Raw genomic sequence first — 20,718 nt, 5'->3', positions numbered from 1 at the left:
TGAAACGCTGATGGCGGTTGTCCCTGTCAGTACGAGTACGGCAAAAAGAACGACTGAAAATCGAAGCATGGCAACTCCCCTCGAGCAATCCTTGATATAAAATCACACAGCAAATGGCTGCGGCCTTTGCCAACAGGCCGTAGCGTTGATGACGTTGAATTAACCGTTATCGGGTTCAAGCCAAAAAACCGGTAAGACGGGGCAATGTTGCCCATACACGGCTAGATCGCGATCTGATGACCTAGGTCTCGAAAAGCTAAATCCCGAATACCCAGAGGGCGACAATGGCGCCGAGAACGGCCAGACCCGAGACGGTCCAGCCGGCTGCGTAAGCGCCGTCTTCGGTTTCGGGCCGGTCCACCATGTCGTCACGCCATTCTGTCATGAGAGCCTCCTTGAGACTGCCTCCTGCCAGTTAAGTCGCGCGCGGCGGCACAAGGTTCAATCCCGTGAACCAATGCGATAGGGGCCGGCGGGTTCCAAAGGTGCCGCGCGCTCCAATCCCTCCCCCTTGTGGGGAGGGAAGGCCGAAGCGAAGCGGAGGCCAGGGTGGAGGCTTTTTCCTTAGAGGCCCCCACCCGGCTCATCGTTCGCTTGCACTCACGATGACCCACCCTCCCCGCAAGGTGAGGGATGAAGTGCCGCGCCCGTTTCAGCCCTCAAAGCCGCTTCTTCAGCGCCGCCACAAAGCGGTCGGCGTCTTCCTCGTCGTTGAAGACGTGCGGCGAGATACGCATGCGCGACAACCGCGGTGCAACATAGACACCCTCCCCGGCCAGACCCTCGACCAGCCCGGCCGGCAGGCCGCCGGCAAACCCTAGACTTAAAATGTGCGGCGCACGAAAACGTGTCTCCATCAGGCGGACCTTGCTGTCGCTCAGGCCCTCGGCGATCCGCGCGGTCAGCATCGCCAGACGCGCGACGACCGCATCCGCGCCCCATTCGGCCATCATCTCCATGCCGATCGCGGCCATTTCCATCGAGATGAAATGATCGCGTTCCCCCATATCGAAGCGCCGGGCGCCCGGCACATAGCTCACATCGGCGAAGTAGACTTCCGCTTCCGAGCGGACCCCGCGGCGGCCAAAACCGGTCTGCTCCAGCGGAATGCCGTTCTGGTGACGTTTGGCCATATAGATAAAGGCCCGGCCATAGGGCCCGATCAGCCATTTATAGGTCGGGAAGATCACGAAATCCGGATCGAGGCTTTTGACGTCCATCGCGAGCACGCCGACGGCGTGCGTCGCATCGATCAGGAACAGCGCGCTTTGCCGCTTCAGCGCCGCAGCGACTTTCGCGATGTCGATCAAGCCGCCATCCGACCAGTGCACCGAGGAGATCGAGGCGAGCGCGAGGCGTGCCGCGCCCGGCCGCTCGATCGCCGCCATCACCGCCGAGGTCCAGTCGCCATCGGGCGGCTGACGCACCGTCTCGATGGCGAAACCGGCCGAAGCCGCGCGTGTCTGCCATTCCAGGATCGGCGAGGAATGGTCGTTTTCCAGAACCAGCACCCGCATGCCGGCCGGGATCGACAGGATCTTTCCAACGGTCGCCACGCCATAGCTCACCGAGGAAATCAGCGCGACGTCGCTGGCGTCAGCATTGATTAGGCGTGCGGCGGCGGCTCTGGCGCGTTCATGCTGGCGGTTGGCGAAAGCGGCATCGAGCGTCCACGGCGCGCCCTTGCGGCCAACCGCGGCCCGGGCAGCCTCCTGCGTGCGCCGCGGCAACGGACTGTAAGAGGCCGAATTCAGATAACAGATGTCGCGCGGGATATCGAAGAGGTCGCGTTGGGAAGCCAGCATGGTGTGCTCTTCGTTGGAGAGACAACCTTAGCGGCTTGGAATTGAACCGGCCATCCCCACTGATGCCGGTCAGATCGTCCCGGCGCGCGGGGGTAGCTCTGCATAAAAGCCTGGTGAGCCTACGCCGACTGCCGCTGTTCGGGCTCGGCCGGGCTCCAGTGCGACTGGTAGACCTCCAGGATGCCGCGCGACATCCTGACATCAGCACGCTTGAACTCGGCTTTCAGATCATCGAGCTCTCTTGAGGCAATGCGGTGATTCTCCGCTCCCAAGAACAACAGCGCCATCGCGGTATCCCAGGAGAATTCGAGCGCCTTCGACAACACCAGGATCATGTCGCGGTTGTTGCGCGAAAGCGCGTCCTCGACAACCTCCGGCGGCAGCGAGCAAAGCAGCGACAGTCCAATAACGGCTTCCTCGACCTTGTGCGCCAGCGCATAGCCGAGAATGCTCTTTTCGTTCAGCCGGCCGGCCTTGTGCGCCTCGGTCAGGGCCTGTTTGAGCGCCAGATAACTTTCCTGGCCCGACGCAAACTTGGAATAAAGCTCGCCCGATGCCTTCGTCACCGAGGCCTTGATGGCCGCCGTGAGTTCGGGGCGTTCGCGCTCGAGCTTGCGCCGGACGCCGTCTGACGCCTTTGCGACCAATTGGCGGAACATCTGCGGCGGAATTTCCTTGCGCAGGCCCACCCGTTCGGCCAACACGGCATCGGTTTCCGCGCGCTTGATCATCTGGCGGAAGGCGAAGTCGGAGAACCGCGCGCCATCGTTGGCGGCGACCGACTGAACGACTTCCTGATTGCCGCGCGTGACGAGTTCGTCCGTCACCTCGACCGGCACCGTCGGCCGGCGCGCGATCGCCAGCAGATGCGGCTGGCTCTTGGTGCGGATATTGGCGATCAGCGACTTGACGTCGAGACGCGGAGAAAATTGCAGGACGGGCCCGGCGACCTCGATCGAATCGTCGAAGGCAAGCATCTGCACGACTTTGTCCGGCGCATTGTTGGAATGGGCCAGCCGGCACGACAGTTCGGCCCGGGACACCTGTTCGATCTCTTCGGCCAGCCGGCCGATCACCTCGCCGAAGATGCGGATCTCATCTTCGCTGAACTCGCCTTCGACGAGAACATCGGTCGCATGCCACAACGCTTTCGCGCGGCTCTCGCTCGAGCCACGCGCAATCGCGTCGTTCAAATCTTCCAAAGCGTGACTGACTTCAGTCATCGGGCAATCCAGTGAGGTAATAAAATCTCTAGGCGAAAGCCATAAACCGCAATTTTTAATGGTGCGGTTTCACTTTCCCCGAGTTTTCGCAGCTTCCAGTGACCCTTCATTAACTCTGGCTGCCCTGTGCGGCCCTCCACGGCCTGATCGGCGCCCGCGAACGGAAAAAACCGGTAAAAATGCCGCGCGGCGGGGTGCGATTTGACAGCCTGTTTACCGATCGCTTACCTCTTTTGACGATTGGCGAAAGCGGGATTGAAGGGCGAGACGATGGATCAGACTGCAACGCCTCCGGGTACCGAGGCGACGTCACGCACGACAGATAGCGCGATCGCGATTGCCGCGATCGCGGTGCTGATCGTCTCCTACGCGGTCAATGCGATGGACCGCACGCTGTTTCCGCTGATGCTGACGGATGTCCGGCGCGAATACGGCTTCGCCCTGCCGCAGGCGGGCTTGATGTCGACCATCTTTACGCTCGGCATGACGCTCGCCGGGCTTCCGACCGGCTACCTGATGTCGCGCTATTCCCGCAAAACCGTGATCCAGGTCGGGATTCTGATCTATTCGGCCGCGACGGTGATCACGGTCACGGCGATCGGCTTTGCCGACATGCTGTTCTATCGCGCGATTACCGGCACCGGCGAAGCGATGCAGCTCACCGCGTTGCTCGCGGTGTTCTCCAGCTACTTCTCGCGCCACCGCGCTGCGGGCGTCGGCCTGCTCAACTATGCCTATGCCGGAGGTGCGGCGGTCGGACCGTGGCTGGGCGCCAAGCTGCTGGTCGACTACGGCACCTGGCGCGCGCCCATGATCATCTATGGCGTCATTGGGCTCGCGATGATGGTGCTGATTGCAGCAGTGGTGCGGCCGTATCTGTCCGAGACCAACACCGCCGGCCAGGAGAATACGACGATCGCGGCGGGCGGCGCGGCGTCGCTCAACAACCGCAACACCATCGTGCTCGCGATCCTCAGCGTGCTGTTTGGGCTTGCGCTCTATGGCTATCTCGGCATGTATCCGACTTTCCTGCGCGAACAGCTGCACTACGCGCCGGCGGACGCCGGCCGCGTGATGAGCATTTACGGGCTCGGCGTGCTGGTATCGCTGTTCACGGGCTGGCTCGGGGATCGCTTCTCGCCAAAGCTGGTGCTGGGCCTGAGTTTTCTGCTCGCGAGCGCCATCGCGGCACTTTTGTTCAACGGCCCGGCCGACTTCGCAACGCAAGCCGCATTGTCCTTCGTGCTCGGCGCGACCTTTAGCGGCACGATCTTCGTCAACCTCGCCGCTTATCACGTCAAGTCGGTGGCGGCTTCCCTCGCCGGCCGCGCTTCGGGGCTGTTCGTTAGCTGCGTCTATGGCTCGGCCACCGTCGCAGGTTATGTGATTGGCTGGATCGTTGGGCTGGCGGGCTGGACGGTTGCGGGTAATATCCAGCTCGTGGCGCTGTGTCTGGTCGGCGCGGTCGTGTCGTTGGCGCTGCGGCCGGAGCAAATGTCGCGGCCAGTAAAGCAGGCAGCGTGACGACGATGACACAGGATAACCTTCCCGTGGTTTCCGTGAACGTTTTCCCCGGCGGCTTCAACTGGGGTGTCTATGTCGGCCAGGACAAAGGCTTCTTCGCAGACACAGGCATTGCGGTCGACGTGCAAGGCACGCCCAACTCCGTCACCCAGATGACGGACTTCTCGCTGGGCAAATTCGATATTGCGATGACCGCGGTCGACAATATCGTCGCCTATGTCGAGAGCCAGGGCGAAGCGCCGATCGGGCCGCAGGGCGATTTCATGGCGGTAATGGGCAGCGACAGCGGCTTCCTCAGTCTCGTCGCCTCGCCAGCTATTTCGAAGATCGAAGACCTCGCCGGGAAGACGCTCTCCGTCGATGCGATGACAACCGGCTACGCCTTCGTACTCTACGAGATCATGCGCCGTCATGGTCTGGACAAGGACAAGGGCGACTACGAGATCGTGCGCGCCGGCGGCATGGTGCAGCGCTGGAACGCTCTGCGCGAAGGCCAGCATGCCGCGACGCTGTTGTCGGCGCCCTATAACATCATCGCGCAAAATGCGGGTTTTAGAGAACTCGTGAAAGCGACCGACGTCATCGGCCCCTATCAAGGCAATGTCGCCGCCGTACGCCGGCCGTGGGCACAAGGCAACCGCGACAAGGTCGAAGCCTATATCCGCGCCTATCGCCGGTCGATCGCGTGGCTATATGAATCTGAGAATCGCACCGAGGCGATCGCGATCTTGCGGCATCATTTGCTGCAAATGCCGCAAGAGATCGCTGAGGCGAGTTATGGCGAATTGCTCGATTCCAAGCGCGGCTTTTTCCGCAACTGCGAGATCGACCGCACCGGCCTCGACTGCGTGCTAGAATTACGCAGCCGCTACAGCCTTCCGGCGAAGCAATTGAACGAGCCGGCAAAATATTACAATCTGAGTTTTGGTTGAACGACGGACTCGGAGGCTCTCATCCCTCCCCCGCGGAGCGTGGGGAGGATCGGCGCGAGTGAAACGAGCGTCGGGGTGGGGGCTTTTTCCTGTTGCGGTATCCCCACCCGGCTCATAGTTCGCTCCGCTCCGATGATCCACCCTCCCCACTGCTCGCTTCGCTCGCGGGGGAGGGATTAAACCTGAAACTCGCCATCGAAATTGCAACATAATGTTGCACTATCTGGTCACCTCAATTGACTAACGTTCGCGGTAGCGGTGCGCGGAATTGGTCCACTGATTAGTCCACTTGGCGGGAGGAGGTCTCCATGGCCGTTAGCGTCCAGAGCGATGTTGCACGCAAGATGGATCCCGGACCGATCGTGACGTCGACCGGCGCCGCACTCGGCGCTGAAGTCCACGGCGTCAATCTCAAGAAGTGCGACGAAACTCAATTTTCGGCGCTCAGGCGCGCCTGGCACGACCATCAGGTCCTTCTGGTGCGCGGGCAAACGCTTGACGATCAGGACCTGATCGCGTTCAGCCGCCGCTTCGGCGACCTCGATTGGGCGCCGGTCCAGGAAACCGGCCGTCGCTTCGTCGAGGGGCTGCCCGAGATCTACATCGTCTCGAACGTGACCATCAACGGACAGCCGATCGGCAGCTTAGGTGCCGGCGAAGCCGTCTGGCACACTGATATGTCGTATCTCGACGTGCCACCGATGGCGAGCATGCTATACGCGATCGAGGTGCCTCTTGCCGGCGGCAACACCTCGTTTTGCAGCATGTACGCGGTGTACGACGCGCTACCGGACGAATTGAAGCGCCGGATCGCGAACCTGAAGATCAAGCACGACGGCACCTACAACAGCGGCGGCTATCTGCGTCAGGGCGTTACCGCAACGGACGATCCGCGCAGCTCGACCGGCGCCGTGCATCCGCTGGTCTGCACCCATCCCGACACCGGCCGGCGCATGCTCTATCTTGGCCGCCGGCGCAACGCTTATCTCGTGGGACTTGAGCTTGCCGAATCCGAAGCGCTGCTCGACGAGTTGTGGAATTTCATCGAGCGGCCGCAATTCGCCTGGGAGCATGTCTGGCGGGTCGGCGATCTCGTGCTGTGGGACAACCGCTGCACCATGCACCGGCGCGACCCGTTCGAAGCCTCGTCCCGCCGGATCATGCATCGCACGCAAATCAAGGGCAGCGCGGCGCCGGTTTAATACGCGCGCCTCACACCGCCGCGATCGTCTGCACCTCGACCAGGAACTGTTCCTTCACCAGCCGGTCGACGATGAGAAGCGTATTCGGCGGATATTTCCCGTTCGGAAACATCTTCGGGAATTCACGCAGGCGGAACGCCATGAATTTTGAAATGTCCTGCGAGTGCACGAGATAGGTCGTGAACTGCACGACATTGGCCCAGGACGCGCCGGCCGATTTCAGCGCCGCCTCGACATTGCGAAACACCTGGGTGGTCTGCGTGTCGAAATCGCCGTCACCGATCACGTTACCCGCGGAATCGCCCGACAGCATGCCGGCGATGAACAGGAATTCGTTCGCCTTCACCCGCGTCACATGGGTGTACTGCCCCATCGGGGGGCCGAGTTCTTCGGGATTATAGATGTTGAGTTCTGCTGACATGATTTCTCGCGCTTTCAAGGTCTGAACAGGATGCAGACGGACCTTAGAACTAAACGCCACCGCGACAAAAGGGTAGATGGTGGCGCTATTGCTGCCATGCGGCACGCGCGCTAGGGTCCCTGAATATTATGGTAGGAGGGGCAGGTGACGCCATCGGACGAACCCAAGTCGGACGCACAAAAGATTTCCGAGGACCGCCGCGAAGCGCTGCGCTATGCGCTGGCGCTCGGCAGCGGTGCGGCGATCGCTTCCACGCTCGCAAGCAGTCCAGCCTTGGCGCAAACCGCCGCCGACAACACGCTGGACAAGATTCGCTCCACCAAAGCGCTGCGCATCGCGGTGCTGCCGGGCGAACTGCCCTACTTCAACAAGGACCTCGCCACCGGCACCTGGTCCGGTTTTTCGATCGAGATGGCCAACGACATCGCCAAGCTGCTCGATGTCAAGCTCGAATATACGGAATCGACTTACGGTAATTCGATCCTCGATCTTCAAGCCAACAAGGTCGACCTCGGCTTTGCGCTCAACCCGACGCCGCAGCGCGCACTGGTGGTCGATTTCACCAGCCTGGTGTTTCCACATCCCTTCGGCGCGATGCTGAAGAAGGGCCTTGAGGCCAAGACCTGGGCCGACATCAACAAGCCCGAAGTGAGAATTGCGGTCGACGTCGGCTCGGCGAACGAAGCAGTGGCGCGGCGTTTCGCGCCGAACGCCACCATCAAGTCGATGAAGTCGCGCGACGAGGTGATGCTGGAAATGGCGTCAGGCCGCGTCGATTGCGTGGTCAACGCGCTGGTGCTGGGGCTGACGGCGATCGCCAAGAACCCGAGCCTCGGCACCTACAAGATCCTGGCTTCGCCCTCGGTCACCGTCGCGAGCGGCTGCGCGGTGCGGCGCGAGCAGGACAAACGCTGGCGCGATTTCCTCTCGGTCTGGATCGACTACAACCGCGGCATCGGCCAGATGCGCGAATGGTTCGTCAAGGGACTGGCATTGTCCGGCGTCAAGCCGGAGGATGTGCCCGTGGAATTGAGTATTTGATTGCGCCCCAAGCCCCCACCCGACCGTCGCTGCGCGACGGCCACCCTCCCCACGCGTTCCGCGGGGGAAGGATATAAAGAGTCACGCCTTATCGTACGTCATGCCGCGTTCGAGCCGGCGCGCGATCAGTGTCGCCGGAAACAGGATCGCAAAGTAGATCATCGCGACGACGGTATAGACCTCGAGCGGGCGATAAGTATCGGCATTGATCAGTGTGGCGTTGTAGACGAGGTCGGGCACCGCGATCACCGACACCAGCGAAGTGTTCTTCAACTGTGTGACGGACTGATTGACATAAGGCGCCAGCATCGGTTTGAGCGCCTGCGGGATGATCACGAGCCGCAGCAATCGCCAGGACGACAGGCCGAGCGCACGCGCCGCGTCCCACTGCCCGCGCGAAATGCTTTCGATGCTGCCGCGTACGATCTCGGCATAGAACGCGCCGCCATAAAGCGACAGCACGGTCATCGCGGCGACATGCGCCGGGATATTGACGCCGATCACGACCGGGAACGCGTAATAAAACCAGATGATCTGCACCAGTAGCGGCGTGCAGCGAAACAGCTCGATATAGGCCACCAGCAGCCAGTCGATCACGGGATAACGCCGCAGCCGAAGGATGCCGACGACAAGGCCGATCAAGGTGCCAAGCGCGATGGTACCCACGGTGTAGGCCATGGTCCAGCCGATGCCGAGCCAGAACAGATGGCTGTATTTGACGAGGATGCCGAAATCCCAGACGTAATTCATACCGGCAACCGCTTATAAAGCGATCGCGCCAGAGCGCCCGGGCTCTTATCCCTCCCCCTTGCGGGTCCGAGGCGAGCAAAGCTCGCTCTCGAGGTCGGCGAGCAAAAGCGAGCCGGGGTGGGAGCTCTTAGGGTTCGCTCAGTCCACCAAACACTTTCTATAATGCTGCACACCCCCACCCGACCGTCGCTTCGCGCATAGCCGATGCAAGGCAGCGGCGCTTTGTCGTCTAAATACGGCGACCGAAGGTCGCCTATGCACCCTCCCCACGCGTTCCGCGGGGGAGGGATCAATCTATCGTCGCGACCGCCCATTAAATGTAACGCCCGGGCGCGAACGCGCTCGCATCGAAACTCGGCGAGTCGCCCGCGATCATCGCGGCGATCGCAGCGCCCGTCGCCGGTCCCGTGGTGAAGCCGATATGCTGGTTGCCGAAGGCGAGCCACAGGCCTTGATGCCGCGGCGCCTTCCCTATCATCGGCAAACTATCCGGCAAGGTCGGCCGCGCCCCGCGCCAGGGCTCGGCGACGGGTGAACCGAATTCGACGACGCCGCGCGCCATCGGCACCACCATGTCAAGCTGCGCGAACGAGGACGGCGCGTCGCGGTCGGTCAATTCGACGCCCGAGGTGACACGAATGCCATTTTCCATCGGCGACATCAGGAAACTGCCTTCGGCATCATGGATCGGACGTTGCAAGGCGCGTGCCGGATTGGGCGTGAACTCCTGATGATAGCCGCGTTCGACCGCGAGCGGCACGCGATAGTCGAGTGGCCGCAACAGATCGGCGGACCACGGACCGAGCGCGACAACCACATGACGCACGGAGACGGCGCCATCGCCGAGCACGACGCGCCAGCCGTTCCCTGAAAGTTCGATTCCCCTTATGTCGGATTGGCGAACCTCGCCACCAAGACCCCTGAGCATCTGCGCATAGGCCTTGACCACATTGCCCGGCGAATCCACCGAAGCCGTCTGGGTGTGCAGGAGACCGGTTGTGTAGACCGGCAGGATGTTCGGCTCGAGCGCGGAGATCGCCTGACGATCGAGCAATTCGCTCTTGATGCCGAACTCGGCGAGGAACGCCTGCTCTTGTTTGGCGGCCTCCGTCGCATCGCTGCGCCATGCCTTGAGCCAGCCGGTCTCGCGGATGCGCTGTGGCGCGCCGGCCTTCACGATCCATTCGCGGTGCAGCTTCAGCGACGCGCCGATCAGACCATGCAGCGCTTCGGCGCGCGGCCGAGTGCGCGATGGGACGGCGTTGCCGAGAAAGCGCGCGACCCAATCGAGGTTGCGCATCACCCACATCGGATCCCAGCGCAAGGCCGCACTGGTGTTGCCGAGATAACCCGGCAGCGCGCTCCACAAGGAGGGTTTGTTGAGCGGCAGGATCGATCCGCTGGAGAGAATGCCGGCATTGCCGTAAGAGGTCTCGCTGCCGGGCTCGCGGCGGTCGATGACCACCACAGAGAGGCCGCGTTGCCGCGCGGCGATGCCGGCGGATATGCCGACGATCCCTGCGCCGAGCACGGCGACATCGATTGATTGGCCCACCCCGTTCTCAGACATTCACTTCAACCTCTACATCAACGTTAAACCGCCATCGACCGGCAGCGATACGCCCGTCACATGCGAGGCTTCTTTCGACAACAAGAACGCGACGACGGCGGCGACTTCGTCCGGCGCGGCCAGGCGCGACATCGGATTGGCCTTGGCGACTGCCTGCCACGCTTGTGCGTCGAGCGCGCCTTTTAGCCCCGCGTCCTTGCGCGTAAAGCCGGGCACGACGACGTTGGCGGTGGCGCCGGAACCGGCGAGCTCGATCGCAAGACATTTCACCAGCACCTCGAGCGCGGCCTTCGCCGAGCCCGATCCCGGATAGGTCATTTCCGGCGTGAAGCGATGCGCGGCAAAGCTTGATACCGCGACGATGCGGCCGTGCGGGCTTCGCTGCAAATCCTCCAGTGCCGTGCTTGCCATTTCATGAAAGGCGGCAGCCATCACCGCAAAGGCGCGTTCGAGGCTCTCGCGCGGCAACTCTTTAAAACCGCGCCGGTCGGCAAAGCCCGCCACATGCACAATCGCATCGATGCTGCCGAACTTCTCGCGGGCCGCGCCAACAAGCCGGGAGGCAACGCCGGCCTTGGCGAGATCGCCCGTCGAAAACGCCACCCTGGCGCCGAAGCGTTCGCATTCCGTCACCACGCTTCTCAGGCGCGCGAAGCCTGCCGCGTCACTGCCCTGACCATGCAGCATCAGGCATGCGTCCGAGCCCGTCAGCCGGCGCGCTACCGCCGCGCCAATTCCGGACCCCGCCCCCGTGATAACTGTAACGCGCAAACTGCCCCTCGTAACTTCTCAACCGAGGGCGACTATAGGTCCTGCCATCCGGAATGCCAACGATCGCAGGGCTCCCCGCCTGCCGGTTACGGCAAAACCAGAAGCACTGCTGCGACCAGCATCGCCGCAAGCGACGATAATGCCAGCGACCAGTGAATCCCGATCAGGCTGCCGATCAGGCCGACCGAGATGCCGCTGAACGTCTTCAAGCCCAGGCTTGCCATGTTGAACAGGCCGATCACGCGCCCGCGCTTGTCGGGCGGCGCATCGAGCTGCACGAGGCTCTGCGCCATCGCATTGAACGACAGTTCGAGGAAACCGGCGGCCAACAGGAAGCCGACCGCGAGCCAATAGACGTTCGACAGCGAAAACAGCGCCAGCGCCGCGCCCCACAACAGCGCCAGGATCATCGCGGTGCGCGGCTTCGGCGGCAGCAAGCCTCCGCCTTCCAGAATCAGACCCGCCAGCAGTCCACCGGCCGCATCGGCCGCCAGCAGCGTAGAGTAGGCCAGACCAGGATCGCCGTGCTGCAGGTCCATCGCGAAGTTCGGCATTTGCGAGCTATAGGCATTGCCGACAAAGAACGATGCGGCGCCGGCGAGCAGCACCATTGAAACGATGGTCGGATGACCCTTGATGTCGCGAATGGTCGAGATGATGTCGTTGAGCCCGCGCACCGCGCGGCGCGGCGCGGGCTTGTCTTTGCGGAAACGCGGCCCGTAGGGCGCCGCGATCAGCCACAGCACCAGCGGCAGATAGAACACGGTGTTGAGCATGATGCCCCAGGCCGGACCGAACGCCAGCAGAATGGCGGCTCCGACCGCAGGCCCCGCGAGCACGGCGAGATAGCGCGCCATCGCGTTGAGCCGCACGCCGCTTTCAAGTTCCGCCGGACCGACGATGTCATAGAGCAACATCTGGTTCGGCGTTTGCCACAGCACGCCGGCACAACCATGAACGACCAAAATCGCCATCGCCTGCCACATCTGCAAACTGTCAGTGAAGAAGAAATAGCCCCAGCTCAAGGACGCAATGATGAACAGTGCCATGCCGCACTGGATGACGCGGCGCGGATCGAAGCGCTCGGCGAGCGCGCCCGACGCCACCGAGAACATCAGGAACGGCAACCAGTGCGAGACGACCGCAAAGCCGCCCAAGGCCGGTGAATGGAATTTCTGGAACACCACCCAGTAGCTGATCACGTGCTCGATATTGTCGGCCATCATCGCAAGCACGTAAGTCGTGAACTGCGCGCGAAAGCCGGGATGGCGCATGGCCGCAAAGGAACGCATTTTAGCCGGCGGGGGTTGGCCCCCTGTTGTTGCATCGTTCATGGCGATGGGATTTCCGTGATGAGGGATGGAGTTAGGTCTTTGCCCAAAACGTCTAGCAAAGCCTCTTCTAGCAGAGCCTCACGCCGATCCTATGTGCGGCAGGAGATACGAGACCCCACTTCAAGGCATTCTTATTCCGGCCATTCGCCTCGCACCGGCACCTGGGTGGGACTTGAGCACGCTGCCGAATTTTTCAGCCAAGTCAGGTCTTTGACGAGGCAACCTCACCTCGCCGGAAAACACCGTGGCACAGATGTCATTAAAGTGTCACTCGACTTTCTAATTCGGCTCTTATGCAGTGCACATTGCGCCATGTGGTTTAACCGGAAGGGATAGTACGATGCCGACAGGTAACGGGCAGGCTTCATTTTCTGAAGATGTGACCCCTCCATCGCAGGAAGCCCACGAAGACGGCGTGGTGGGCAAGGCGGTTGCCGCGGTTGCGGTGGTCGCAGTCGGCGCTGCCCTGTTCGAAGTGGCCCTTTTGCCCGGCATCGCGCTTGGCGCGGCCGCGGTCGCAGCACCCAAGTACCTTCCGAAGCTCAGCGCTGCCTTGAACCCGCTGTTCAAGTCGGCCGTTCGCGGCACCTACAAGCTCGCCCAGAAATCCAAGGAAATGTTCCACGAAGCGCGCGAGCACGTGCATGACGCGGTGGCCGAAGTGAAGGCGGAAGCCGAGACGGCCGCAAAAGACAGCGAGCGCCACGCGGCCTGATCGGCCGTTTTCACACCTTGAAAAGAATCATCGGCGGCAAAACCTTTTTAAGACCGCTGATGCTTTGGCCCGATGGTTGAAGCAAAGCTTGAAGTGCAGCGCGCTTGAACAAACGCGTGTTTGGACTTGAGGGATCTGAACTAAACGAGACCTGAGATCAGCAATGACCACGACGATGAACGTGCAAGTCGCCCATCAGGTCCCCGGCCGCATTCGCCTGAAGGTGCCGAATGTGAAAGACAACCCGGAACTGGTCGACCAGATCAAGCAGATGTTCCACGTGATCCCGGGCATCGAGGACGTCACGGTCAATCCGACCACCGGCAGCGTGGTGCTGTGCTACGACACCGACAGACACGACGAATTCCACGGCCACCTCGAGCAGCATCACACCGGCGGCCAAGACCGGCCGCCGACCAACGAGATCGACGCGCTCGCCAACAAGATCGGGCAGGAAGCCGAATTCCTGGCCGAGCATTCCCACACCGCCCGCGTCATCGTCGATTACTTCAAACATTTCGATGAGCAGATCAAATTGGCGACCGAAAACGTCGTCGACCTGAAAATCGTGCTCGCTTTGGGCATTGCCGGTTTCACCATTTTCGAGGTCGGCGCCAGCGCCGCCACCCCGGTCTGGGTCACGATCTCGATCTTTGCGCTTAATCACATGATCCAGGCAGGCATGGCGGAAGCCGCCGCGCGCGCGGCACAAAATTCGGAAGAAGAAGAGGAGATTCTCGCACCGGCCTGATCGAACTTGTTTTTTCTGGTTCAAAAAAGCCGGCCGGCGAGATCGAAAACTCCATGGAATGTTCGATCCGACATTTGATGCAGGGCCGCGCCAGGCTTCATATTCCGGCGCTTCGCAATCGTCGCCTCGGCGAGCAACTTCTTTCCTGGCTGGAGGCCCAACCCGGCATCCGCAGCGCCCGGATCAATTTCGACTGCGCCAGCCTGGTGATGGAATACGACCCGGCGCATGAACCGTTCCTGATGGCGCTGCTCGAGCGTTTCAAGGGCGCGAGTCTCAAGGATATCAAGGCGCTTTGCGCCCAGACTACAGCGGACGCCACCGCCAAGAAGACCGCGTTGCAGGTATCAAAAGACTCCCCGCTGGCGCTGCCGACGATCTCGCTGTTGATGGCGTTTTCCGCCAACCCGGTCGTGATGGCGGTCAACGTGCCCGTAATGCTGTGGAATGCGATCCCGATCGCCAGGCGCGCCTGGAAAGTGTGGTCCAACGAAAGCCGGCTCAACATCGACGTGCTCGACACGCTGGCGATCTCAGCCTCGATGCTGCAGGGCAACCCGATGGCCGGCTGCATCGTGACCTGGCTGATCAAGCTCGGCGACTGGATCCGCGACCTGACAGCGGCAGGCCAAAAGCGCGCAATCTCTGATCTGCTGGAATTCCAGACCAAGACCGCCTGGCTGTTGCGCGACGGCGAAGTCATCTCGATTCCGGCAACCGAACTCAAGGTCGACGATCTGGTCGTGGTCTATCCCGGCGAGATGATCCCGGTCGACGGCGAGATCATCGACGGTCATGCGACGATCGACCAGAAGACCATCACCGGCGAAGGCCTGCCCGTCAGCCGGGGCAAGGGCGAAGCGGCCTTTGCGGCAACCGTGATCCGCGAGGGCCAGATCACCGTGCGTGCATTGCGCGTCGGCTCGGCGACCACCGCAGGTCAAATCGTCCGCCTGGTCGAAAGCGCGCCGATCGGCGACACCCGCATGCAGAACCATGCCGAGCGCTTCGCCGACCGCCTGGTGACGCCGACCTTGGCGCTCGCCGCCGGCACCGCGGCCGTGACCGGCGACTTCAACCGTTTCCTGTCGCTGGTCATCGTCGATTTCGGCACCGGCATTCGCGTCGCAGCGCCTACCTCCGTGCTGGCCTCGATGACGCATGCGGCGCGCGCCGGCATGATCATCAAGAGCGGCGGCCATATGGAAAAGCTCGCCGACATCGACACTGTCGTGTTCGACAAAACCGGCACCCTCACCCATGGCACCCCGGCCGTGATCGACATCGTCTCCTATCAGAACCACATCACGCCGAACCATCTGCTCGGGCTGGCAGCGGCCGCCGAAACCAAGCTTCAGCATCCCGTTGCCGAAGCGCTGCGCAGCAAGGCCCGCGAGTTGGGCGTCAATATTCCGTCCTGTAACGAGACTCAATACCGTCTCGGCCTCGGGGTCGAGGGCCAGGTCAACGGCTACTACGTCCATGTCGGCAATGAGCGCTTCATGCGCCAGTGCAGCATCTCGACCGACAAATCCGTGATCGATCGCGCCGGCCTCGATGAAAAAGGCTTCTCCAGCCTCTATATCTCAGTCGATGGCGAACTCGCCGGGCTTGTTCCCTATTCGGACAAGATCCGCGACGAGAGCCGGCCGGTGATCAGGAAGCTGCATGAGATGGGAATCAAGAACACCATCATGCTGACCGGCGACAACGCCGTGGTGGCGCGTGCGGTCTGCAACGATATTGGCCTCGCGCGGCACTTCGCCGACATGCTGCCGGCCGACAAAGCCAGCGTGATCCAGGATTTGCAGCGCGAGGGCCGCCGCGTCGCCATGGTCGGTGACGGCATCAACGACTCGCCCGCGTTGAGCTTTGCCGATGTCGGCATCGCCATGAAATACGGTGCTGAAGTCACGCACGAATCCGCCGACGTGGTGCTGATGGAAGACTCACTTTGGAAGCTCGTGCAGGCGGTCGAGATCTCCAGAGGCGCGGTCAGCCTCATCAGGCAGAATTACGCGATCGTGGCGACGCTGAACGCGATCGCGCTGGGGCTGGCGCTGCCCGGCGGATTGATCTCGCCGGAAGTCACGGCTCTCATCTCTAACGGTTCGGCGATCCTGGCCAGCGCCAACGGCGTGCGGCCGATGCTGCGCTACCAATGAGCGATCAAACAGCCCTTGCGCCCTCCATTGCCTCGGCCGACCATGCCGCCCTGAAAAATGCGGTCAGATATCTCGAAGGCCGGAATTTTGCGGCGAGGCTCGCCGACTATGCCGGTGTACCGGTCAACCGCGTGCTCGGTGTTCTGCCCAAAGCCGTCAACAAGCAGCTTTCGGGCATGGTGCGCAGCGCCGTGATGAAGGGACTTGAAGTCGCGGTCGATACGCTCGACGACAAGCCGCCGCGTTCGCCCGCGATGGGCTTTTCGTCGTTTCTCGCCGGCGTGACCGGCGGGGTCAGCGGATTGTTCGGGTTCGGCGCGCTCGCCTTCGAATTGCCGCTCACCACCACCTTGATGTTACGCGCGATTGCCGAAATCGCGCAGCATCAGGGCGAGGACCTCTCCACGCTGGAGGCGCGTCTGGCCTGCCTCGAAGTCTTTGCCTACGGGGCCAAACGAACCGACGAAAATCTCGACGTCGGTTATTACGCGGCCCGCGCGCTGATCAGCAAATACAGCCACGACATCGCCGCTCTCGCGCTGGAACGCGGCGCAATCGATGCCTCAGCGCCGGTGGTGGCGAGCCTTGTCAGCGAAATCGTCTCGCGCTTCGGGCTGGTCGTGTCCGACAAGGTCGCGGCCGGCGCGCTGCCGATTCTGGGCGCGGTGGGTGGCGCCACCGTCAATATCGTGTTCATGGACCATTTCCAGCGGGTCGCACACGCGCACTTTACGTTGCGCCGTCTGGAACGTACCTATGGGAGCGCCCATATCAAAGAGCGCTATGCTGAACTCGCCCCGCCAAAATCCAATGCGGTCTCCTGATCTCGCACCTCCGGAAAAGAAAGCCAGGCTGAGCCGGGCCGCAACCGCGGGCGGCAGCGTGGAGGAACGACGCCGCGCGCTGCGCCGGGCGCGGGCCTTTGCCACCTCGCTGCTGGTCCTGATGCTGGTGATCTTCATCGCCACGTCCATCGGCATGAAGGACTGGCCGTGGCTCGCCTACGTCAGGGCCTTTGCCGAAGCCGGCATGATCGGCGCCTGCGCCGACTGGTTCGCGGTGGTGGCACTGTTTCGTCATCCGCTTGGAATACCGATCCCGCATACGGCCATCGTCGCGAGCAGCAAGGAACGCATCGGGATTGCGATCGGCCGCTTCACGGCCAACAATTTTCTCTCGCCCAAAGTGCTCGCCGAACGCATGCGCGACGTCGACATCTCCGGCTGGGCGGCGCGCTGGGTCCTGCGCGGCGACAACGCGAACAATGTCGCTCAGCGCGCCACCTCGTCGTTGAACCAGGCGCTCGGCGCGCTGCCGCGCGAAGACCTCAACGCGTTCCTGAGCGGCGCGGTGCGCGGCGGCATCGAGAACGTGCCGGCATCCCCGTTCGCCTCACGGATCCTGTCGTTGCTCTGGGCCCATGGCGAGATGCAGGCGCTCGCCGAAAAACTTCTGGACTGGGCCTCCACGACGCTCGCCAAGAACCGCGAGACGCTGCGCGCCAAAGTATCCAAGCGAACTTCCCGCCTGATCCCGAAATGGATCGACAGCATGGTCGCCGACAAGATCATCGACGGCGTGGCGCGGATTCTTGATGAGATGCGCGAGCCGAGCCATCCCTGGCGGATCGAGATGACTTCGACCGTCGAACAGTTGATCGGCGATCTCGCCACCAAGCCCGAGCTGATCGAAAAGGGCGAAGAGCTGAAGACGAGACTGCTGGCAACGCCTGCGGTGACCGGTCAGATCGACGCGCTCTGGGTCAGAATCGAAAATCGGCTCGAGGCGCCCGAGACGCAGGCACAATTGACCCGCGTGATCGAGCGTCTGCTGATCAACATCGGAAAGCGCGTTCAGGACGACGAGCGCCTTCGCAGTGGCATCAACCGCTGGCTCCGCGTCGCGGTGTTGCGCACGGTAGCGCCGCGGCGGGCCGAGATCGCCGAATTCATCCGCAACGTGGTCGAGAACTGGGACACCGAGACGCTGACCGAGCGGATCGAGCTCACGGTCGGCCGCGACCTGCAATATATCCGCATCAACGGCACCATCGTCGGCGGACTGGTCGGCCTGATCATCTTTGCGGTGACGCAACTGTTTTAGGCAGATTCCCGGATGCGCCAGATGGGCCCAGTTTCGAAGACCTTAATCTGCAAATGCATTTCCGTCCTGAACGGAGCACGAAGCGGCTCCGGCCGAGACCGAAACGAATTCCATCATCTTGCCTGTAGCGTTGCTGCGAACCGTCGCCGTACCTGCTCCAGCCTTACCCGTCAAAACTTCAGCGCTACATGATGAGCCGCCGTCGAAGGCGACGCGGATTCTTCGGCCAAGCCCACCATTATTGGCGGTGGCTATCAGTGTGTTGCCCTGAAAGGAGACGTTGCCCGAGCCCTGAGAGTCGGACCCGGAGGTGCCGACGCGGTCTTTCGAACCTGACTGGCGCCCCCCGAGGAAGTGGTCGATGTCAAACGCTTGAAGAGCTGCCCCTTGCTGCCGACATAGACCGTATATGACAACGGAATCGAAACGGATTTAAATTCGCCTTCCCCTTGCACGCGTTGACTAGGTGATTCATTCCAGGTCACGCGAAGCGTTTTTCCCTATAAGCTCTGCGGTGCGGCTATTGCGCCTGAGGTTGAGGCAACCAGACCTGATGAGCGCGATGCATGTAAAACACTTCATTTCTAAGTATCCCTGTATCAAAGCGAGACTCCAAATCTAACTCTCACGATAGCCACTCAGCGGACATCTGGCTCTGCGACCGTCGATTACTTATACGTCTTGATGTATTCGACGATGTCGTCGACATCCTTCGGATCGTGCAGACCGTCGTATGGCATCCGGTTGCCCTTCACCTTGGCCTGCGGATCGGCGATGTACTCACGCAAGTTGGCTTCGTCCCACACCAGATTCGCCCGCTTCATCGGATTGGAATAGCGGAAATCATCCAGCGCGGCGGACTCTCGGCCAAGCACGCCCTTGAGACTCGGCCCCAGCGCATCCGGCTTCTCCTGATGGCACGCCGCACAGGCAACAAAGAGCGCTTTGCCATGCTCGGCGTCGGCCGCGGCCGCGGGTTTAACCAGCGCCGCGAGAACCGCGGCGCCGAGAATGATCGAAATACGTTGCATGGAGATCCTTCGCACGAAAGCCATCAGACAGGAATCAGCGGACCCGGGTTTTTGAGGTAGCGTTGGGTGATCGCCTCAGCCGACCAGTAAGCCAGCGCGCCGACGAGACCCGTCGGATTGTAGGAGGCGTTTTGCGGAAACACCGAGGCGCCGACGACGAAGAGATTGTCGGCATTCCAGGCCTGAAGATACCGGTTCACCACGCTCGTCTTGGGATCCGAACCCATGATCGTTCCACCCGTGTTGTGGGTCGACTGGTACGGCACCACGCTGTAGTTGCCGCGCCGTACCGAGGCCGGGCTGATCTTGGTCGGATTCATCGCGCGTCCGATCCGCTCCATCGCCGCGCCGATATACTCGACCAGTTTTTGATCGTTTTCGCGGAAGTTATAGCTCATCCGGATCAGCGGCCGGCCGAGCACGTCCTTGTACGTCGGATCGAGGTCGAGGAAATTTTCGCGGTGCGCGTAGCTGCACCCGGAAGCGCCGATGTTGAAGGCGTGGTTGTACCACTTGGCCGTGGCTTGTTTCCACTCGCGGCCCCAGCGCGGCGTTCCCGACGGCACCGGGCGGGTCAGGATCGGGCGGCCGTTGGTCGTGCCGGCGGCGATGATCGCCCCGCCGAAGAAGCCCAGACCGCTGTGATCGAAGTTGTCGCCGTTGAAATCGTCGATGTTGGTGGTGTGCGCGCCCGAGGCCATGAACGGGTTGATCACCTTGTCCTCGAAGAACACGGTGACGGTGTTGCCGCTCAGCTGGTAGCAGTAGTTGCGCCCCAACGCGCCTTTGCCCGTCGCAGGATCGTATTGCTCGCCGATCCCCGCGGTCATCAGCAGCAAGTTGTTGTTGAACACAAACGCGCCAAGCACGACGATGCCTGCGGGCTGTTCGTATTCCTCGCCGGTGCGCGTGTCGATGTAGCGCACGGCTTTCACCCGCCTCGCCTGCCTGTCGTAGACCAGTTCCTTCACATAGGCGTAGTTGCGGAGCTCGAACTTGGGGTCGCTCAGAAGGTTCGGCAGGATGCAGACGTTCGGCGAAGCTTTGGCGTTCGCCTCGCAGCCGAAGCGCTCGCAGTGGCCGCAGAATTCGCACGCGCCGAGCGTCAACCCTTCAGGGTTGGTATAGACCTCGCTCGCATTCGCCGAGGGACCTGCGAAGGTGCTGTAGCCGAGATCCTTACACGCCGCCTCCATGATGGAGCCGGCCATGGTTTGCGGCAGCGGCTTGTTCGGATATTCGTTCTGGCGCGGCCCCTCGAACATGTTGCCGCCGGGAATCCTCTCGCCGCGCAAATTACCGGCCTTGCCCGACACGCCGCAGATCTTCTCGAAGTGGTCGTAATACGGCTCGAGTTCGTCGTAGCTGACGGGGAAATCC

The 20,718-nt window shown here is 62.0% G+C and carries 19 protein-coding genes; 9 read left to right on the top strand and 10 right to left on the bottom strand.

Annotated features, from left to right (window positions below; all coding sequences use genetic code 11):
• Nucleotides 1–256: 256 nt before the first annotated feature.
• The 3 genes from ABSE61_RS00935 to ABSE61_RS00925 all read right to left on the bottom strand — a co-directional run bounded on the left by ABSE61_RS00935 (nt 257) and on the right by ABSE61_RS00925 (nt 3,028).
• On the bottom strand, nt 257–385 hold the full coding sequence (locus tag ABSE61_RS00935) for a hypothetical protein (RefSeq protein ID WP_423869175.1): 129 nt from the start codon (nt 383–385) through the stop codon (nt 257–259).
• Nucleotides 386–659: 274 nt separating this feature from the next.
• Entirely contained in the window at nt 660–1,805 is a 1,146-nt protein-coding gene (locus ABSE61_RS00930) for an aminotransferase class V-fold PLP-dependent enzyme (protein ID WP_423869174.1), read from the bottom strand.
• A 119-nt stretch (nt 1,806–1,924) separates the two neighbouring features.
• Nucleotides 1,925–3,028, bottom strand: coding sequence for a DUF2336 domain-containing protein (locus tag ABSE61_RS00925; protein WP_423869173.1), 1,104 nt, complete (start codon nt 3,026–3,028; stop codon nt 1,925–1,927).
• A gap of 270 nt (nt 3,029–3,298) precedes the next feature.
• Between ABSE61_RS00925 and ABSE61_RS00920 the strand changes: the two genes are divergently transcribed.
• From ABSE61_RS00920 to ABSE61_RS00910, 3 genes are all read left to right on the top strand, one after another.
• The gene (locus ABSE61_RS00920; RefSeq protein WP_423869172.1) at nt 3,299–4,552 is read left to right on the top strand and encodes an MFS transporter; all 1,254 of its coding nucleotides are present in this window, start codon (nt 3,299–3,301) and stop codon (nt 4,550–4,552) included.
• Between the two features lie 5 nt (nt 4,553–4,557).
• Nucleotides 4,558–5,484, top strand: a complete 927-nt coding sequence (locus tag ABSE61_RS00915) for an ABC transporter substrate-binding protein (RefSeq protein WP_423869355.1) — start codon at nt 4,558–4,560, stop codon at nt 5,482–5,484.
• A 308-nt stretch (nt 5,485–5,792) separates the two neighbouring features.
• Nucleotides 5,793–6,686: a TauD/TfdA dioxygenase family protein gene (locus tag ABSE61_RS00910; protein ID WP_423869171.1), complete on the top strand. Its 894-nt coding sequence runs from the start codon at nt 5,793–5,795 to the stop codon at nt 6,684–6,686.
• A gap of 10 nt (nt 6,687–6,696) precedes the next feature.
• Here ABSE61_RS00910 and ABSE61_RS00905 read toward each other — a convergent pair whose 3' ends face one another.
• Nucleotides 6,697–7,107: a RidA family protein gene (locus ABSE61_RS00905; RefSeq protein WP_423869170.1), complete on the bottom strand. Its 411-nt coding sequence runs from the start codon at nt 7,105–7,107 to the stop codon at nt 6,697–6,699.
• A 144-nt stretch (nt 7,108–7,251) separates the two neighbouring features.
• Between ABSE61_RS00905 and ABSE61_RS00900 the strand changes: the two genes are divergently transcribed.
• Nucleotides 7,252–8,148, top strand: coding sequence for a transporter substrate-binding domain-containing protein (locus ABSE61_RS00900; RefSeq protein WP_423869169.1), 897 nt, complete (start codon nt 7,252–7,254; stop codon nt 8,146–8,148).
• A gap of 81 nt (nt 8,149–8,229) precedes the next feature.
• Here ABSE61_RS00900 and ABSE61_RS00895 read toward each other — a convergent pair whose 3' ends face one another.
• The 4 genes from ABSE61_RS00895 to ABSE61_RS00880 all read right to left on the bottom strand — a co-directional run bounded on the left by ABSE61_RS00895 (nt 8,230) and on the right by ABSE61_RS00880 (nt 12,573).
• Nucleotides 8,230–8,898: an amino acid ABC transporter permease gene (locus ABSE61_RS00895; protein WP_423869168.1), complete on the bottom strand. Its 669-nt coding sequence runs from the start codon at nt 8,896–8,898 to the stop codon at nt 8,230–8,232.
• Between the two features lie 313 nt (nt 8,899–9,211).
• Nucleotides 9,212–10,468 carry an NAD(P)/FAD-dependent oxidoreductase gene (locus ABSE61_RS00890; protein ID WP_423869167.1) on the bottom strand — a complete coding sequence of 419 codons (1,257 nt, stop codon included), beginning with the start codon at nt 10,466–10,468 and terminating at the stop codon, nt 9,212–9,214.
• Nucleotides 10,469–10,480: 12 nt separating this feature from the next.
• The gene (locus ABSE61_RS00885; RefSeq protein WP_423869166.1) at nt 10,481–11,239 is read right to left on the bottom strand and encodes an SDR family NAD(P)-dependent oxidoreductase; all 759 of its coding nucleotides are present in this window, start codon (nt 11,237–11,239) and stop codon (nt 10,481–10,483) included.
• 86 nt (nt 11,240–11,325) lie between these two features.
• A complete protein-coding gene (locus ABSE61_RS00880; protein ID WP_423869165.1) occupies nt 11,326–12,573 on the bottom strand; it encodes an MFS transporter in 1,248 nt (415 codons plus the stop codon).
• Nucleotides 12,574–12,913: 340 nt separating this feature from the next.
• On the opposite strand from ABSE61_RS00880, the gene ABSE61_RS00875 reads away from it, so the two are divergent.
• The 5 genes from ABSE61_RS00875 (at nt 12,914) to ABSE61_RS00855 (ending at nt 18,307) form a co-directional block, all read left to right on the top strand.
• A complete protein-coding gene (locus tag ABSE61_RS00875; protein WP_423869164.1) occupies nt 12,914–13,288 on the top strand; it encodes a DUF5132 domain-containing protein in 375 nt (124 codons plus the stop codon).
• A gap of 163 nt (nt 13,289–13,451) precedes the next feature.
• Nucleotides 13,452–14,039: an HMA2 domain-containing protein gene (locus ABSE61_RS00870; protein ID WP_423869163.1), complete on the top strand. Its 588-nt coding sequence runs from the start codon at nt 13,452–13,454 to the stop codon at nt 14,037–14,039.
• A gap of 53 nt (nt 14,040–14,092) precedes the next feature.
• Nucleotides 14,093–16,204 (top strand): heavy metal translocating P-type ATPase, encoded by a 2,112-nt coding sequence (locus tag ABSE61_RS00865; RefSeq protein ID WP_423869162.1) that lies wholly within the window; start codon nt 14,093–14,095, stop codon nt 16,202–16,204.
• On the top strand, nt 16,201–17,028 hold the full coding sequence (locus tag ABSE61_RS00860) for an EcsC family protein (RefSeq protein WP_423869161.1): 828 nt from the start codon (nt 16,201–16,203) through the stop codon (nt 17,026–17,028). The genes ABSE61_RS00865 and ABSE61_RS00860 overlap by 4 nt, the downstream gene beginning before the upstream one ends.
• A complete protein-coding gene (locus ABSE61_RS00855; RefSeq protein ID WP_423869160.1) occupies nt 17,015–18,307 on the top strand; it encodes a DUF445 domain-containing protein in 1,293 nt (430 codons plus the stop codon). Before ABSE61_RS00860 ends, ABSE61_RS00855 begins: the two co-directional genes overlap by 14 nt.
• Nucleotides 18,308–18,975: 668 nt before the next feature.
• Here ABSE61_RS00855 and ABSE61_RS00850 read toward each other — a convergent pair.
• Nucleotides 18,976–19,338, bottom strand: coding sequence for a c-type cytochrome (locus tag ABSE61_RS00850; RefSeq protein ID WP_423869159.1), 363 nt, complete (start codon nt 19,336–19,338; stop codon nt 18,976–18,978).
• A gap of 23 nt (nt 19,339–19,361) precedes the next feature.
• Nucleotides 19,362–20,534 (bottom strand): GMC family oxidoreductase, encoded by a 1,173-nt coding sequence (locus ABSE61_RS00845; RefSeq protein WP_423869354.1) that lies wholly within the window; start codon nt 20,532–20,534, stop codon nt 19,362–19,364.
• Nucleotides 20,535–20,718 lie beyond the last annotated feature (184 nt).

Origin of the sequence: Bradyrhizobium sp., assembly GCF_049519115.1 — a bacterium.
GTDB lineage: Bacteria > Pseudomonadota > Alphaproteobacteria > Rhizobiales > Xanthobacteraceae > Bradyrhizobium.
Note: the sequence above shows the minus strand (reverse complement) of the source record. Positions and strands in the feature narration are given on the sequence as shown.